This is a genomic window from Thiorhodococcus minor (assembly GCF_010820565.1).
In the GTDB taxonomy this organism is placed as follows: Bacteria; Pseudomonadota; Gammaproteobacteria; order Chromatiales; family Chromatiaceae; genus Thiorhodococcus; species Thiorhodococcus minor.
Genome location: NZ_JAAIJQ010000019.1, coordinates 40,460 through 56,197, shown reverse-complemented (window position 1 = coordinate 56,197; position 15,738 = coordinate 40,460). Strand labels below are relative to the sequence as shown.

The 15,738-nt window shown below is 65.2% G+C and carries 12 protein-coding genes, 2 tRNA genes and 1 pseudogene; 11 read left to right on the top strand and 4 right to left on the bottom strand.

Annotated elements, in window-relative coordinates; genetic code table 11:
* Positions 1-31 precede the first annotated feature (31 nt).
* On the bottom strand, positions 32-724 hold the full coding sequence (gene yrfG, locus G3446_RS08575) for a GMP/IMP nucleotidase (RefSeq protein ID WP_164452418.1): 693 nt from the start codon (positions 722-724) through the stop codon (positions 32-34).
* A gap of 29 nt (positions 725-753) precedes the next feature.
* Here yrfG and nudE point away from each other — a divergent pair, with 29 nt between their 5' ends.
* From nudE to G3446_RS08550, 5 genes are all read left to right on the top strand, one after another.
* Positions 754-1,302: an ADP compounds hydrolase NudE gene (nudE, locus tag G3446_RS08570; protein WP_164452417.1), complete on the top strand. Its 549-nt coding sequence runs from the start codon at positions 754-756 to the stop codon at positions 1,300-1,302.
* Positions 1,303-1,396: 94 nt separating this feature from the next.
* The gene (locus G3446_RS08565; protein ID WP_164452416.1) at positions 1,397-2,428 is read left to right on the top strand and encodes a thioredoxin family protein; all 1,032 of its coding nucleotides are present in this window, start codon (positions 1,397-1,399) and stop codon (positions 2,426-2,428) included.
* A gap of 243 nt (positions 2,429-2,671) precedes the next feature.
* Complete coding sequence (pta, locus tag G3446_RS08560) at positions 2,672-4,786, top strand: phosphate acetyltransferase (RefSeq protein ID WP_164452415.1); 2,115 nt, start codon at positions 2,672-2,674, stop codon at positions 4,784-4,786.
* Entirely contained in the window at positions 4,783-5,991 is a 1,209-nt protein-coding gene (locus G3446_RS08555) for an acetate/propionate family kinase (RefSeq protein WP_164452414.1), read from the top strand. The genes pta and G3446_RS08555 overlap by 4 nt, the downstream gene beginning before the upstream one ends.
* A 288-nt stretch (positions 5,992-6,279) precedes the next feature.
* Positions 6,280-8,004 (top strand): OmpA family protein, encoded by a 1,725-nt coding sequence (locus G3446_RS08550; RefSeq protein WP_164452413.1) that lies wholly within the window; start codon positions 6,280-6,282, stop codon positions 8,002-8,004.
* 433 nt (positions 8,005-8,437) lie between these two features.
* Here the strand turns inward: G3446_RS08550 and G3446_RS08545 are convergent.
* A tRNA-Met gene (locus G3446_RS08545) sits at positions 8,438-8,514 on the bottom strand.
* 128 nt (positions 8,515-8,642) lie between these two features.
* A tRNA-Ser gene (locus G3446_RS08540) sits at positions 8,643-8,732 on the bottom strand.
* 217 nt (positions 8,733-8,949) lie between these two features.
* On the opposite strand from G3446_RS08540, the gene G3446_RS08535 reads away from it, so the two are divergent.
* The 3 genes from G3446_RS08535 (at position 8,950) to G3446_RS08525 (ending at position 12,156) form a co-directional block, all read left to right on the top strand.
* Positions 8,950-9,534 (top strand): LemA family protein, encoded by a 585-nt coding sequence (locus G3446_RS08535; protein ID WP_164452412.1) that lies wholly within the window; start codon positions 8,950-8,952, stop codon positions 9,532-9,534.
* Between the two features lie 6 nt (positions 9,535-9,540).
* A complete protein-coding gene (locus G3446_RS08530; RefSeq protein WP_164452411.1) occupies positions 9,541-11,535 on the top strand; it encodes a M48 family metallopeptidase in 1,995 nt (664 codons plus the stop codon).
* A 153-nt stretch (positions 11,536-11,688) separates the two neighbouring features.
* Positions 11,689-12,156, top strand: coding sequence for a c-type cytochrome (locus G3446_RS08525; protein WP_164452410.1), 468 nt, complete (start codon positions 11,689-11,691; stop codon positions 12,154-12,156).
* 71 nt (positions 12,157-12,227) lie between these two features.
* Here G3446_RS08525 and G3446_RS08520 read toward each other — a convergent pair whose 3' ends face one another.
* Positions 12,228-12,926 carry a cytochrome b/b6 domain-containing protein gene (locus G3446_RS08520; RefSeq protein WP_164452409.1) on the bottom strand — a complete coding sequence of 233 codons (699 nt, stop codon included), beginning with the start codon at positions 12,924-12,926 and terminating at the stop codon, positions 12,228-12,230.
* A gap of 89 nt (positions 12,927-13,015) precedes the next feature.
* On the opposite strand from G3446_RS08520, the pseudogene queC reads away from it, so the two are divergent.
* The 3 genes and pseudogenes from queC to queE all read left to right on the top strand — a co-directional run.
* Positions 13,016-13,732: pseudogene (gene queC, locus G3446_RS08515) on the top strand (7-cyano-7-deazaguanine synthase QueC); the annotation flags it as partial.
* The gene (locus G3446_RS08510) at positions 13,729-14,823 is read left to right on the top strand and encodes a 6-carboxytetrahydropterin synthase (RefSeq protein ID WP_164452407.1); all 1,095 of its coding nucleotides are present in this window, start codon (positions 13,729-13,731) and stop codon (positions 14,821-14,823) included. The pseudogene queC and the gene G3446_RS08510, both read left to right, overlap by 4 nt.
* Positions 14,820-15,461: a 7-carboxy-7-deazaguanine synthase gene (gene queE, locus G3446_RS08505; RefSeq protein ID WP_164452406.1), complete on the top strand. Its 642-nt coding sequence runs from the start codon at positions 14,820-14,822 to the stop codon at positions 15,459-15,461. Before G3446_RS08510 ends, queE begins: the two co-directional genes overlap by 4 nt.
* Positions 15,462-15,738 lie beyond the last annotated feature (277 nt).

The window sequence follows — 15,738 nt, the reverse complement described above, 5'->3', positions numbered from 1 at the left end:
CCGGCCAGGAGTGATTGCTGGCGGCGGATGCCTAGGCGGGCGCGCGCCCTCCCGGCCCGGGCAGCAGCTCCGAGAAGTTGTCGATGGCCGGAAAGGCGTCGATCTCGCGCCCGGGCTTCTTCGAGTCCGGCTCCTTGATGGCGAGCAGCCAGCGGATGCCATAGCGCCGCGCGCTCTCGAGGACGCTGAGGTTGTCGTCGACGAAGAGCGTCCGCTCCGGGTCGAAGGGCTCGATGGCGTGGAATCTGGGCCAGAAGCCCGGCGATTCCTTGGCGACACCCAGGTCGTGCGAGGTGATGGCGCGCTCGAGATGCCCTGCTAGCGGGGTGCGCTGGAGCTTGAATTCGAGTGTTTTCTGGTGTGCATTGGTCACTAGGACGCGCCTTTTCCCGGCGATGGCCAGCCAATCCAGAAAATCCATGACGTGCGGATGGACCGCGATGAGGTGCGCGACCTCCTGCTTGAGCAGCAGGATGTCCAGCCCCAGCTCGCGGCTCCAGTGATCGACGCAGTACCAGCTCAGCGTGCCCTCGATATTGCGAAAGCCTGGCATCAGCTCCGCCTTGGCCGCTTCCAGCGAGAGTCCGCGCGCCTCGCCGTAACGGCGTGGGACGTGCTCCAGCCAGAAGTGGTTGTCGAAGTGCAGGTCGAGCAGGGTCCCGTCCATGTCCAGAAAGACGTTGTCGATCTGGCTCCAATCGAGCTTCTCAGGTATCACTGTCATGCTCTGGTCGTCCAAGTAGGAGCCCGCAGATGCGGACCAAGCCCAAGATCGTCGGCCGGCGGCTCGTCGCCCAAAGCCGTCTTTTCCGCGTCGAGGAGATCGATTTGGTCTTCGCGAACGGCAGCCGGCGAACCTACGAGCGCGTGCCGGGTGGCGCCGACTCCGTGCTGATTGTACCCATGCTGGATCCGGAGACGGTCCTGCTCGTCCGCGAGTATGGCGCCGGTAGCGACCGTTACGAGCTTGGTCTGCCCAAGGGCGTGGTGGAGCGCGGCGAGGACCCGGTGAGCGCCGCCAATCGCGAGCTCCAGGAAGAGGTCGGCTATGGCGCCCGGGACTTGCAGATCATTCACCGTCTCTCGATCGTGCCCGGCTACATTCAGCATCACAGTTTGATCGTCCTGGCCAGAGACCTCTACCCCAGCCGCCTGCCCGGCGACGAGCCTGAGCCGATCGAGGTCGTGCCCTGGCGCTTGGACGAGGTGGATGCCCTCTTGGCGCGCGACGATTTCGACGAGGCCAGGTCCATGGCCGCCCTGTTCTTGACCATGCGCGTGCTGGAGCGCGAATCGCTATGATCGCGATGGGCGGCCGGGCCGGCTGGCTCGAGAGGAATTCGCCGCAGATCCCGTACTTCGGCACATCGCGTGCTTCAGAGGAAAGGAGGATGGCATGCCGTTCATCGTCTTGCTGACGCCCTTGCTGCTCGCCCTGGCCCTTGGCACGTCTCCGGCTGCCGGGGCCGCGGATACCAGTCAGGCGGATCAGGGCGCCCTCGATTTCGACGATTTTCCGCGCGAGGAGATCCTGCATTATCCGAGCTGGTTCAAGCAGAGCTTCCTCGACATCCCGGCCGACCTCGAGGAGGCGGTCGCGGCGGATAAGCAGGGGCTCATGGTCTACTTCGGTCAGAAGCGCTGCTCCTATTGTCACCAGCTCATCAAGGTCAATTTCGGCCTCCAGGACATCGTCGAGTACGCCCGTCGGCACTTCGATCTGGTGCCCATCGACATCTGGGGCGTCGACGAGGTCACGACCCTGTCCGGCGAGGTGGTGAGCGAGCGCCAGTGGTCGCGGGCACAGGAGATGGACTTCACCCCGGCCATCCTCTTCATCGATGCCGACGGCGAGGTCGCGCTCAGGCTGCGGGGCTACTATCCGCCGTACCAGTTTCGCGCGGCGCTCGAATATGTCGCGGATGGCCACTACAAGCGCGAGTCCTTCCGGGACTATCTGGCACGGGGCGAGAACCGCATGGTCTTCGACGCCGAGGACATGAATGACGAGCCCTTCTTCGCCCCTCCGCCCTACAATCTGGATCGCCGCTTTCCGGCCAAGCGGCCGCTGGCCGTCTTCTTCGAGCAGGGCAACTGCCATCCCTGCGACGTCCTCCATGGCCAGGTGCTCAGGACCGCGGCCATCAATCGGCGCTTCGATGAGTTCGACAGCGTGCAGCTCGACATGTGGTCGGACACGCCCATCGTCACGCCAGCCGGCGAGCGCACCACGGCCCGCCAGTGGGCGGCCGAGCTCGGGCTCTTCTACGCGCCCGCCATTCTCTTCTTCGACGAGCGCGGCCGTGAGGTCCTGCGCCTCGATTCCGTGATCGGCTTCTATCGTCTGCGCAACGCCTTGAGCTACATCGTCAGCAAGGCCTATCTCACCGAGAGCTTCGGCGACTGGCGGATCTCGCGCGTCTTCTAGCGGTCTGCGCCAGCGGTGGGCTTGGGCTCGCCTCCGGAGCTGTGCCGCCTCGCCGGCGGCGTGCCAGTTGCGGGTCTTGCGCGCGCCCGCGGTGTCCGGGCGACCTCATCCTGGGCGATGCGCCGGTTGTTCTCGACACCTTTTCGTCATCAAGCGGTACCCCTTTTTCTGGGAAGATCTGTTATTTTTTCCGCAGTGCAGCATTTCACGTCGTTCGCTGCTCGTTCCTGAAGAAGGAGATCCATGCAAAGCATCTATATCGCCGGTGCCGGCTCAGGCAGTGGCAAGTCCGTCGTTGTTCTCGGAATCATGGAGATGCTCTCTGCCGTGAACCGCAAGGTCGGCTTTTTCCGGCCCTTCGCGCCGAGAGGGGCGGAGCCGGACAATCTCACGGCCTTGATCCGCAGCCGCTACGACTTGCCCTTCTCCCCCGAGATGCTCTACGGCTGCACCGTGGAGACGGCGCGCCAGCTGATCGGCACCGGGCACTACGAAGAGCTGCTCAAGCTCATCATGAACAAGTTCAAGATGCTCGAGGAGCGGTGCGATATCGTCGTCTGCGCGGGCACGGACTACAACGGCCTCATTCCCGCGCTCGAGTTCGGCTTCAACGCGGATCTGGCGAACAATTTCGGCTGCGGCATGATCGTCGTGGTCAAGGGGTTCGGGCGCTCGCCCCAGGAGGCCGTGGACGCCCTCAACATCGCCCATGAGCTGATGCGTGAGCGCGGCAGCGATTTCATCGCGACCATCATCAACGGGGTCGCTCCGGACTGCATGGACGCGGTCGAGCTGCGCGCGCAGCAGCTGCTGAGCGAGACGGAGAAGGTCTACGTCTTTCCGGAGCGGTCCGCGCTCGGCCGGCCCACGGTCGGCGAGATTCGCCAGGTGATGAATGCCGAATCCCTCTATGGCGAGGGCGACGCCATGAATCAGGTCGTGTCCAACTACAAGATCGCGGCCATGGAGATCCCGGACTTCCTCAACTATGTCGAGGACGGCTGTCTCATCATCACCCCTGGGGACCGCTCCGACATCATCGTGACCAGCTTGGCGGCGGACGCCTCCTCCGCCTTCCCCCGTGTCGCTGGGCTGCTGTTGACCGGCGGCATTCGGCCGGCCGAAAAGGTCCAGCGGCTGATCGAGGGTCTGCGCCGCACCAAGGTCGCCATCCTGCAAGTGCCTCACGACACCTTCACCACGGCCATGTACGTCAATCGGATCGAGGCGACCATCCTCCCCGGCGACGACCGCAAGATCGCTGCCGCCTTGGGTCTCTTCGAGAGTCGAATCGACGTCGAAGAGCTGCGCGGGCACATGGCCATCCACCAGCATGAGCGGGTGACGCCGCTGATGTTCGAGTACGAGCTGATCCGCCGCGCCAAGTCGCGGCGCCAGCGGATCGTGCTGCCCGAGGGCAGCGACGAGCGCATCCTGCGCGCGGCCGAGATCCTGACGCTGCGCCAGGTGGCGGATCTGGTGCTGCTTGGCAATCCGGACAAGATTCGCCGGCGCATCGGCGAGCTCGGCCTCAAGCTCGACGACATCCAGATCATCGACCCGGCGACCTCGCCGGATCGCGACCGCTACGCCGCCATCTACTACGAGCTGCGCAAGCACAAGGGCATCTCGGAGCAGATGGCCCACGACGTGCTTGAGGACGTCAGCTACTTCGGCACCCTCATGGTCTATGTCGGCGACGCCGACGGCATGGTGTCTGGCGCGGTCCATACCACGCAGCACACCATCCGGCCGTCCTTCGAGACGGTCAAGACCAAGCCCGACGTGAAGCTGGTCTCGAGTGTCTTCTTCATGTGCCTGCCCGACCGTGTGCTGGTCTATGGCGATTGCGCGGTGAACCCGAACCCGAGCGCGGAAGAGCTTGCCGACATTGCCATCACCTCGGCGGCGACGGCGGCCGCGTTCGGTATCGAGCCGCGCATCGCCATGCTGTCCTACTCCAGCGGCAGCTCCGGCAAGGGCCAGGACGTCGAGCGCGTGCGCGAGGCGGTGAGCATTGCGCGCGAGCTGCGTCCCGACCTGAAGCTCGAGGGGCCGATCCAGTACGACGCGGCGGTCGATATGGATGTCGGCCGCTCCAAGATGCCCGGCAGCGAGGTCGCCGGCCGGGCGACCGTGCTCATCTTCCCGGACCTCAATACCGGCAACAACACCTATAAGGCCGTGCAGCGCAGCGCGGGCGCGGTCGCCATCGGGCCTGTGCTTCAGGGGCTCAACAAGCCGGTCAATGACCTTAGCCGAGGCTGTACCGTGACCGACATCGTCAATACCGTCGCCATCACCGCGATCCAGGCTCAGACCGAGCGCGACGCCCAGCCCAAGGAGGTTGCGTCATGAAGGTCTTGGTTCTCAATTCGGGGAGCTCCTCGATCAAGTACCAGCTCTTTCGCAGCGAGGATTGGGAGTCCATCGCCAACGGCATGGTCGCGCGCATCGGCGAGCCCGAGGGCGAGGTCAAGCACAACTGGCTGACGCCGGACGGGAGTCAGGACGCCACTCAGGAGACGCGCGCCATCCCGACGCATGCCCAGGGCATCGACAACATCGTCGCCTGCCTGCGCGACAGTGGCGCGCTCGCCGACGTCTCCGAGCTGGCCGCCATCGGTCATCGCGTGGTCCATGGCGGCCCGCATTTCAACAAGCCCGTCATCGTCGACGACGCCGTGGTCGAGGCGATCCGCGACGTGGTCCCCTTGGCGCCTTTGCACAATCCGGGGCATCTCGCCGGCATCGAGGTCGCGCGCCAGCTCTTCCCCAAGGTGCCCTCCGTGGCCGTCTTCGATACCGCCTTCCATCAGACGATGGCGCCGACCGCCTATAGGTACGCCATCCCGGAGCACCTTTACACCGAGCATCGCATCCGCCGATACGGCTTCCACGGCACCTCGCACTTCTATGTCGCCAAGCGCGCCGCGACCGTCCTCGGCAAGCCGTTGAGCCAGTGCAATATGATCACCCTGCATCTCGGCAACGGGGCGAGTGCGGCGGCGATCCGCGCCGGCGCCTGCGTCGATACCTCCATGGGCCTGACCCCGCTGGAGGGCCTGGTGATGGGCACGCGCTCGGGCGACATCGATCCGGCCGTGCTCATCTTCCTCTGGAAGAATCTGGGCCTGGACGCGGATCAGGTCGACCGCCTGCTGAACCGGGAGAGCGGTCTGCTCGGGATCTGCGGGGTCAACGACATGCGCGAGATCGACCGCTTGGCCGCCGAGGGTAACGAGCCTGCGGAGCTTGCCATCGGGGTGACCGTGCACCGGCTCAAGAAATACATCGGCGCCTATTACGCCGAGCTCGGTCGGGTCGATGCCCTGGTCTTCACTGGCGGGATTGGTGAGAACTCGGCGAAGATCCGCGCGCGCGCCTGCGGTGGCCTGCAGCGGCTTGGCATCCTGATCGATGACGCCGCCAATGAAGCGACCGATGCGCGGGGCGAGCGCTGCGTCAGCGCAGACGCGGGGGAGGTGAAGGTCCTGGTGATTCCAACCAACGAAGAGCTCGAGATCGCGCAGCAGGCGATGACGGCCGTGGGGCTTCAATAGGGCGATCTCTGTCAACTCCCCTACCATCTCGCTTGTCTTGACGCCCGCCTTCTGTGTCGCCCCGCCAGGCACATCGCCCGGCGATGCTCCTGCGGGCGCTCCTTGAAGGAGGGCCTCAATCCGGCGCCAGCTGGTACAAGAATTTCCGGCAATCGCCTAAGGCGGGGCCGCGCCGAGGGTTTCAAATCTCCGCCCGCGCGGGCATTATTCGGCGCCAAACGAGTATAACGATCGCGTACAAAGACGCGCGGCTTCGCGCCGTCAACCCCGTACCCCAAGGAGGTCATGATGTCCGATCCCAGAATTTCGTTCTGGAAATCCCTCGCCATCTTTCTGCTGCTGCTCCTGCTCGGCGTCTACGTCCTCTATGAGTGGTACGACGATCAGCTCTATGCGCAGATCGCCGAAAAGGATGCGCTCCTCGAAAAGACGCGCGAAGAGGTCAAGGAGGCGGAAGCGCGGCGACAGGAGTCGGAAAAGGCCCAAGAGGCGGCTCGCGCCGAGATTGCGGGGCTCAAGCAGCTGCACACGGACGAGAATCGCCGCGTGGTCGAGCAGGTCGCCGATTATGCGCAAGCGAAGACCGAGCTCGAGCAGGCGATGGCGGACCTCAAGGACGCGCATGCGGCCCAGCTGGCGGCCGAGCAGCAGCGCTTCAATGAGCTCCAGGGCGAGCGGGACCAGCTTGCGGCGCGTCTAGCCTCGGTGGAAGCCAGCTATGATGAGGCCAAGAAGCAAGTCGCCGAGCTCGAGGCGAATCTGGGCAAGATCAATGAGGCGATCGCGAAGACCGAGGCGGAGCATCAGGCAAAGATCGAGGCCTTGGAGCGTCACCTGAACGAGCGTGTCGAGCTGGCTCGAACCACGCCGATGGACGAGAGCCTGCTGCGTGCGGCACAGGAGGCGGGCGTCCTACCTGTCGTCGAGGCCTTCCAGGAACAGTGCGATAGCGTCGGCGGAGAGCTTCAGGAATCCAAGGCCGAGCTGGCATCCATGAAGGCGGGCTATGCCACCATGGAGCAGCAGCTCGCCGAGGCCCAGGCCGAGCTGGGGGGCGTGCGGGCGCAGCTTCAGGAGGCGGAGGCCGCGGCCGCCGAGTCCGTCGGCGAGGATGCCTCGGCTGAGGACAAGGCTGCGCTGGAGGCCCAGCTTGCGGCCGAGGCCGAGGTGCGCGAGGCCCTTCTGCTCCAACATGAGGCGGCGGTCGCGGCGCTTCAGGAGCGCCTTGGGGAGACGGAGGCCGCGCTGGAGTCGACCAAGCAGCAGGTGGCCGAGCTGAAGGCGGCGGCCGAGGTGGCTGTGGTTGCGGACGGCGACGACCAGGGTGAGTCTGACGCTCGCGGCCAAGTGGAGTCGCTCCAGGCCAGCCTGGAGGAGGAGCGCGCTCAGGCGGAGCAGGCGCAGTCCAAGCTGCGCGACGAGATCGAGGGCCTGAAGGAGCAACTGACGGACGTCCAGGCGCAACTGCAGGAGACGCTCGCGGAGACCGAGCCAGGCTCGAGCGCCGAGCTTGAGGCGGCCAAGGGGCGGATCGGTGCGCTCGAAGACGAGCTCGAGCTGGCCCGTCGGGCTGCGGACGAGGCGCGCGAGCTGGAGGTCGCGCTGGAGCGGATGCGCGAGCGCGAGGCGAGCTTCGCGCAGCTGAATGGAACCTATACGGATCGCGGGCTCTTACTGCGGCTTGCCGAGAGCGAGCTGCGCTTCCTCCCGGGCAGAGCGACGCTGCCGGCAGGCGAGCTGGGGAGTCTCGATCGGATCTCTGCCCTTCTGGACAAGGAAGAGGGGCTTTCTGTGCGAATCGAAGGCCACACGGACAGCGTCGGTAGTGACGAGCTGAATCTCAATCTGTCTCAGCAGAGGGCGCAAGCCGTGCAGCAAGCCTTGATCGAGCGCGGTGTCGATCCGGATCGCATGCAGGCCGAGGGTATCGGCTCGGCCCGCCCCATCGCGACCAATGCCACGGCGGCGGGTCGCAGCAAGAACCGCCGCGTCGAGATCTATCTCGTCGACTAGCCAAGCCTATCGGGCGCGTCCTCGTCATGGGGGCGCCCGCTCCCGTCCCCTCTGATTGACTCCTTGCCAAGCCTCGCGGGCCCGGGCTGCTCTCTATCAGCCCTGGAGCCGGAAATTCGAACCGCCAAGGCACTCATGGCCTCAGCCGCGCCAGCCGATCGCGGGTGACGCAGCTGGAGCTGCGTCACCAGAGACCCGAATCGGGAAACAAAACCTGGGCAGCTCCTTAGGGTCAGAGCGTGTTCCACGCCTGCCCTGCTGTTCCGCTGAAGGGCATCAATGCTGGAGATCAGGGAAAGGCGGGTCGGTCGAGGGGCGCCAAACAGGAAAGGCCGAGCGGGGACGAAGTCTGAAGAGATCTGACATCCTGCTGACATAAGGGGCCGCAAAAGAAAAGGGCCTAGAGGCGAAGCCTCTAGGCCCTTCATCTGTATGGTAGCGGGGGCAGGATTTGAACCTACGACCTTCGGGTTATGAGCCCGACGAGCTGCCTGACTGCTCCACCCCGCATCTGTCTGTGCTGCAATCTGCCTGCGCGACCGATCTGCATGAGTGCGAACGCGTCGACTTGGCATCTGTGCCTGATTTGCCACAACTTACAGGTTGCCGATCGCCGCGTCAACTATAAGTCATTGATCTGGCGGAGAGGGTGGGATTCGAACCCACGGACCCGCAAGCGAGTCACTTGATTTCGAGTCAAGCCCGTTCGACCACTCCGGCACCTCTCCGGGACGCTGCTGGCTAGCTTGGCCGGCCGGCAGCGAGCGCGCAAATATACTCGCGTTGGCTCCTGATGTCCATGCCCGCTTGGCGGCCGCTGGATTTTCCGTGGGCCTGGGCTTGGCCGCGGGCCGACTGCGGCGGTTCTCGCGGCGGGCTGCATCCGATTAGACTTGCAGCGGGCCGGGTCACTGGGATCCGGCTTCGCCTAGAGGAGGCTTGAAGATGGGATGGGTGTTTCTTGGGATTCTGGTTCTGCTAGTGATCTTCGTCGTCGTTGTCTACAACGGCTTGGTCGGCGCGCGTAATGCCTATAAGAACGCCTTCGCGCAGATCGACGTGCAGCTGACGCGTCGGTACGCCCTCATCCCGAACCTGGTCAAGGTCGCCGAGCGCTATATGCAGCATGAGCGCGAGACGCTGGAGGCGGTCATCCAGGCGCGCAATCAGGCGGTGGGCAGCCTGCGTCAGGCGGCTGCGGATCCTTCCAACGCAGACGCCATGCGCCGGCTGTCCGAGTCCGAGCAGGGACTCTCCGGTGCCCTCGGGCGACTCTTCGCACTCTCGGAGTCCTATCCGGATCTCAAGGCGAATCAGAACATGATGCAGCTCTCGGAAGAGCTGGTGAGCACGGAGAATCGTGTCGCCTTTGCGCGCCAGGCCTTCAACGATGCGGTCATGACCTACAACAACCGCCGCGAGATGTTCCCAGGCAATCTGGTCGCCAATACCTTCAGCTTCCAGCCGGCTCAGCTGCTCGAGATCGAGGCGCCCGAGAAGCGCGAGGCGGTTCAGGTCTCGTTTCAGTAGACGGCCATGAACTTCTTCGAGCATCAGGCTCGAGCGCGTCGCCGGACCTGGGGGCTGGTCGGGCTCTTTGCCTTGGCTTTGATCGTAATCGTGGTCCTCGTCGACGCCGTGGCGCTGGTGTTTTTCGGGACCTATCAGGGGATGGCCAACGTCTCCCGCCTGCCGGACTACGCCGAGAGCGGGGCGATGCCTGGCCTTTTCGAAACCTACGTGGATCCGAATCTGGGCTTGCTGTTTTGGGTTTCGCTGCTGACGGCGGGCGGGATCGGGCTGACCAGCCAGATTCGGATCCTGACGCTGCGGGGCGGTGGCGGCTCGGTGGCGCGCGGCCTCGGCGGGACACTGGTCACGCCGGATACCACGGATCCGCTCCGGCGCCGTCTGCGCAACGTCGTGGAGGAGATGGCCATCGCCTCTGGCGTGCCCGTGCCTGAGATCTACGTACTGGACCGCGAGCCGGGGATCAACGCCTTCGCTGCCGGCTGGACGCCCTCGGACGCCGCCGTCGCCGTGACCCAGGGCACCCTGGAGGCATTGACTCGAGATGAGCTGCAAGGCGTGGTGGCCCACGAGTTCGGGCATATCCTCAACGGCGACATGCGCCTGAACATCCGCTTGATGGGGATCCTCTTCGGGATCCTCATCCTTGCGCTGGTCGGCCGTTTCCTGATCGGCTCCGGGCGTCACTCGAGCAGCCGGAACGATCGTGGCGCGCTGTCCATCGGTCTCGCGCTGGTGGTCGTCGGCTATGTCGGGCTCTTCTTCGGCCGGCTCATCAAGGCCTCGGTCTCGCGCCAGCGGGAGTATCTCGCGGATGCCTCGGCAGTCCAGTTCACGCGTCAGCCCGAGGGCATCGCGGGGGCACTGAAGAAGATCGGCGCATCCGGGTACGGCTCCACGCTGCAGGCGGACCCGGAGGAGGTCACGCACATGCTCTTCGCCAAGGGACTGTCGCGTCAGCTGTTCGCGACGCATCCGCCCCTGGTCGACCGCATCCGTGCGATCCAGCCGCGCTTCGACCCGCGTGAGCTGACCGAGGTTGCGGCCCGGATGCAGCGTGAGTCTCAGGCGCGGACGACGAGCGCCGATGTCTCACGCGAGCAGCAAGGGAAATCGGCTTCGGCCGAAACGGGCGGCTTCACCCTGGACGCGGACAAGCTGATCGAGACCATCGGCCAGCCGGGGCTCGGCCAGGTGATGCTTGCCGGCTTGCTCGCCGCGGCCATTCCACGCACACTGGAGCGCGCCGCGCATTCGCAGGAGTGGGTGCTGGCCGTCGTCTGTTATCTCCTCATGGATGCCGATCCAGAGGTGCGCGAGCGCCAGCTCCTGATGGTCAGCGAGGACCTGGGGCAGGAGGTCGAGGGGCAGGTTGCGATGCTCCTCAAGGAAACGCCCCGGATCGATCCCGAGCTGAGGATCCCCTTACTGGAGATCGCCTTCCCGACATTGCGGCGACGGCCCGAGCGCGACCTGACCGCGCTGCGGGGATTGGTCGATCGCTTGATCCATGCCGATGGCCGTGTGGAGCTGTTCGAATATGCCGTTGCCAAGCTGTTGGAGCGTCAAGTGGAGGATGTCCTCAATCCTTCACGCAGCGGCCCTGGCGGAAGCGGTAAGCTCTCCCAGAGCACGCGCGAAGTTTTCGACCTCCTCATGATCTTGTCGCACCATGGTCACGCCGACCGGGCATCTGCGCATGCGGCGCTCGTCGCGGGATTATCTCGCTTGGGGGTGAAACCTCAGGCGATCGACGCCATCAAAGAGGACTGGCTCGACGCCGACTGGCTCGAGCGGGCCTGGTCGACGCGGCTCGACGCGGCGCTCGCAAAGCTGGATGGGGTCCGATTGCCGGACAAGCGGCGCCTGCTCGGTGCCATGGCCGCGACGGTCATGGCCGACGGGCAGGTCGCGGCAGTCGAGCTCGAGCTGCTCCGGGCCATCTGCGCGGCCCTGCGGATGCCCCTGCCTGTTTTCGAGCAGGCGGCAGCAAGACCTTGAGACTGGGCTGTCTCGCAAGGCGTCCTGCTGCGGGCGGGAGTGCTCGCCTGCCGTCGAATGCCCCGAATAGGGGCCGCATGACAGCGGCCAAGATCCGGCGCGTTGCGAGAAGGAGCATTTTTTCGGTTGTCTATCAAAACGGAGATTGTCTGAATGAAACCTTTCCTTGCCACCACTGCTGTTGGTCTCATGGCTGCCACGCTCGCTGGTAGCGCCCTCGCTGGCGCCTTGTCCCCCGAGGAGCAGATCGAGACCCGTCAGGCCGGCTACACCTTCATGGGCTGGAACATGGGCAAGATCAAAGCGAGCCTGCAGGGCGACTATGACGCCGATCAGGTCAAGGCCGCGGCCAATGCGATTGCCGCGATCGCCAACTCCGGCATGGGTGCGCTCTATGGGCCGGGCACGGACAAAGACGTTGGTGACGTCAAGACCCGCGTGAAGCCGGAGCTTTTCGAGAACATGCAGGACGTCGGCAAGCTGGCGGGCGACTTCAAGACGGCCGCCGATAATCTCGCCGAGGCAGCTGCTGGTGGCGATGCGGGCGCGGTGAAGACCGCCTTCGGCGATCTCGGCCAGGCTTGCAAGGCCTGCCACAAGAAGTATCGCGCCGACGACTGATCCAAAAGGCTTGGCTCGATGCGACAGGGGCCGCCTCAAGGGGCGGCCCCTGTCGTTTCAGGAGGCTGAGACTACCAGCTGGGTAGGGTTCCTGGTGGCGGCGGAGGGGGAGGGGGTGGAAGCAGGCCGCCATTGGCGATCCACACCACTGCCGCCGCGACGGCAAGTGCGATGAGGAAGGCGATGATCCCGCCGCCAGTGGCGGATGCCGCGCCCCCGTCCTCGACCGTCTTGTCGCCGGTGACCATGGGGCGGATGATGTTGTCCTTGCGCACGAAGGTATAGAAGAGAGTGGCGCAGATGTGCAGGACGACCAGTGCGCCGAGCACCCAGATCATCTGGCGGTGCAGCCGGCTGGCCCAGTCGGCCGTGTCCATGGACAGGATGCTATAGAGCGGCCCCTTGAAGGCAATGTCATCGGTGGCGACCAGTCCCAGCAGGCTCTGCGCGAGGAAAAGGGCCAGCAAGGCGAGCACGGAGAATGCGCCGAGCGGGTTGTGGCCGACGCCGTGCCAGCGGCCCCGCACATAGTCCAGGACGCTCCCGGGCCCGCGAACGAACTGGCCGAAGCGGGCATAGGTCGAGCCGACGAATCCCCAGACGAGTCTGAAGGCCAGCAGACCAAGGATTGCGAGTCCGATCCTGCCGTGCCAGACCATCCAATTCCCCCCCGTCAGTCCAGTCGCGAAGGCAAGGGCGACGAAGACGACGAGCAGCCAGTGGTGGAGGCGGGTGGGGAGATCCCAAAGTTTGATTCGATTTCCTGACATCGCGAAAAGTCCGATCGACTGATAACTCCGGGTCAGTGTTGCACGAAGGTGGGTGCGTTTGACAACCCGGCGCTCGAGCACTCAGGACCCGAGCAAGAGGAGATTACATGAAACCTGCCGTGGTGCTTCTGAGCGGCGGCCTCGACTCTACGACCACGCTCGCGATCGCGAGATCCCAGGGCTTCAAGCCATTCGCGCTGTCTTTCCGCTATGGTCAGCGCCATGCGGTGGAGCTGGACGCGGCCGCGCGTGTGGCGGAGGCGATTGACGTGGCCGAGCACGTGATCGCCGAGATCGACCTGCGGCGCTTCGGAGGCTCGGCGCTGACGAGTGCCCTGGAGGTGCCCAAGGGGCGGGATCCCGATGCCATGGCCGAGGGGATTCCAGTTACCTATGTCCCCGCGAGGAATACCGTCTTCTTGTCCTTTGCGCTCGCTTGGGCGGAGGTGCTCGAGGCTGGAGATATCTTCATCGGCGTCAATGCCTTGGATTACTCCGGCTATCCCGACTGTCGCCCGGAGTACATCGCCGCCTTCGAGCGGATGGCCAGCCTGGCCACGGCCGCGGGTGTCGAGGGGCGGCAGTCCTTCAAGATCCATACGCCGCTGATCCAGCTCACCAAGGCGGAGATCATTCGCCAGGGGCTCGCACTGGGTGTCGACTATGGCCTGACGAGCAGCTGCTATGACCCGGGCGCGGATGGTCGTCCCTGCGGTCGATGCGATTCCTGTCTGCTGCGTGCCAAGGGCTTCGCCGAGGCTGGTGCTGTGGATCCGCTCCTGGCGCGTTTCGGGGCGGTGGCATGACGGAAAGGCTCTTCCATGTCGCCGCCGCGCCCTTCGAGGCGGCGCGGCGGGTTGCCATCTTGCCCGAGGGGCATGCCTGCCGGCGTTTGCACGGCCACAGCTTTCTCGCCCGGGTGCGCGCCGAGCTTCCCGCGGGCTGGGCGGACTTTCGCGGCGGCGAAGGCGATAAGCTCCGCGAAGCCCTCGGCCGCTGCGTCGCGCCCTTGGATTACAACGACCTCAATGCCGTGCTGGCCGTGCCGACGGACGAGAACTTGGCGCGCTGGCTGCGCGAGCGGCTCGGCGCTCCCGGAATCGCGTCCCTGGGCATCCAGAGCACGCGCGACCAGGGTGCCGATCTGGACGGCGCGGAGCAGGTGCATGTTTGGCGCCGCTTCCGTTTCGAGGCCGCGCATCGTCTTCCCAGGGTGCCGGAGGGGCATCCGTGCGGGCGGATGCACGGTCACGGCTTCGAGGTGATCCTGCATGCCAATCAGGATCTGGCCGGGCGCGACATGGGGGTGGACTTCGATCAGCTCGGCGCGGTCTGGGCGCCCCTTCAGGCGGAGCTGCACCATGGCTGTCTCAATGACATCCCAGGTCTGGAGAATCCCACCAGCGAGATGCTGGCGAGCTGGATCTGGCAGCGCATCAAGCCGGAGCTGCCGTCGCTCTCCTGGGTGACCGTCTACGAGACGGTGACGGCTGGCTGTCACTATGACGGCGAGCACTACCGCATCTGGAAGGAGCAGCGTTTCGAGAGCGCCCTCCGGCTCGCGGCTGCCCCCGAGGGTGATGGCCGGCGCCGGCTGCACGGGCACAGCTATCTGCTGCGTCTGCACCTGACCGCGCCCCTAGATGAGGTCTTCGGCTGGACGGTCGACTATGGTGACGTCAAGGCCTTGTTCAAGCCGATCTACCTGCAGCTCGATCACCATCGCCTCGACGCACTTCCGCAGCTGTCCTCGGCAGACCCGGGTGCGCTCGTGCTCTGGCTGCGGGAGGCGGCCGCGGCCGAGCTGCCGCAGCTCGACCGCATCGACCTGCACGAGACGCCTGGCTGTGGTGCCTCTCTGTGCTGGGGCGAGCTGGGGCCGGCGCTGCCCACATGAGCTACCTCGTCAAGGAGATCTTCTACACCCTGCAGGGCGAGGGCGCCCAGGCGGGGCGTCCGGCGGTCTTCTGCCGCTTCGCGGGCTGCAATCTTTGGTCGGGTCGCGAGGCCGACCGGAGTGCGGCCCTGTGTCGGTTCTGCGATACCGATTTTCGCGGGACGGACGGCGAGGGCGGCGGTCGCTACGCCGATGCGCGGACCTTGGCCGACAAGATCCTGGCGACTTGGCCGTGCGAGGCCTCGGCGGCAGTCCGTCCCTATGTCGTCTGCACCGGCGGTGAGCCTCTGCTGCAGCTGGACGCGGCACTGGTCGATGCCTTGCGCGCGCGTGGCTGCGAGGTTGCCGTGGAGACGAACGGGACCTGTGAGCCGCCTGCTGGGATCGACTGGCTCTGTGTGAGTCCCAAGGCGGGGGGCGACTTGGTCATTCGCTCGGGCGACGAGCTGAAGCTGGTCTATCCGCAGCCCGCACTCCCGCCCGAGTCGCTCGAGGGGCTGGCGTTCCGGCATTTCTTTCTGCAGCCGATGGATGGGGCTGAGCTGGTGGCGAGCACAGAGGCCGCCCTTGCCTACTGCAAGGCGCATCCGCGCTGGCGTCTGAGTCTGCAGCTGCACAAGCTGCTGGGGATTCCCTGATCCCGATACCGGGCTCCTGTTGTCCTGGCTCAAGGCTTGGCTTGTAAATTCATATTGACAACGTCGGGTGTCAAGTTAAGATGACAGCCAGGCTCGCTTCAGCAGGTTCCTGAGTCGAGATGCTCTTCTCAGGCCCGCCGCCCTTGTCGTTGGCAGAGGCTGTCATGTCGGCGTACGTGCGCGAGCCGCAGAAGTTGTTTGTTCCTGAATTGAGTCATCGTTAATGGCTGAAGCGAAAAACCCCGCGTCCCGTCGCGGTAAAGGCAAGGGGCGCGAA

Bases quoted from the DNA above. Each gene is read 5' to 3' on its own strand.
- nudE (WP_164452417.1), top strand. From the start codon at position 754: ATGCGGACCAAGCCCAAGATCGTCGGCCGGCGGCTCGTCGCCCAAAGC.
- G3446_RS08510 (WP_164452407.1), top strand. From the start codon at position 13,729: ATGACGGAAAGGCTCTTCCATGTCGCCGCCGCGCCCTTCGAGGCGGCG.
- G3446_RS08535 (WP_164452412.1), top strand. From the start codon at position 8,950: ATGGGATGGGTGTTTCTTGGGATTCTGGTTCTGCTAGTGATCTTCGTC.
- yrfG (WP_164452418.1), bottom strand. From the start codon at position 724: ATGACAGTGATACCTGAGAAGCTCGATTGGAGCCAGATCGACAACGTC.
- queE (WP_164452406.1), top strand. From the start codon at position 14,820: ATGAGCTACCTCGTCAAGGAGATCTTCTACACCCTGCAGGGCGAGGGC.
- G3446_RS08525 (WP_164452410.1), top strand. From the start codon at position 11,689: ATGAAACCTTTCCTTGCCACCACTGCTGTTGGTCTCATGGCTGCCACG.
- G3446_RS08565 (WP_164452416.1), top strand. From the start codon at position 1,397: ATGCCGTTCATCGTCTTGCTGACGCCCTTGCTGCTCGCCCTGGCCCTT.
- G3446_RS08555 (WP_164452414.1), top strand. From the start codon at position 4,783: ATGAAGGTCTTGGTTCTCAATTCGGGGAGCTCCTCGATCAAGTACCAG.
- G3446_RS08530 (WP_164452411.1), top strand. From the start codon at position 9,541: ATGAACTTCTTCGAGCATCAGGCTCGAGCGCGTCGCCGGACCTGGGGG.
- pta (WP_164452415.1), top strand. From the start codon at position 2,672: ATGCAAAGCATCTATATCGCCGGTGCCGGCTCAGGCAGTGGCAAGTCC.
- G3446_RS08520 (WP_164452409.1), bottom strand. From the start codon at position 12,926: ATGTCAGGAAATCGAATCAAACTTTGGGATCTCCCCACCCGCCTCCAC.
- G3446_RS08550 (WP_164452413.1), top strand. From the start codon at position 6,280: ATGTCCGATCCCAGAATTTCGTTCTGGAAATCCCTCGCCATCTTTCTG.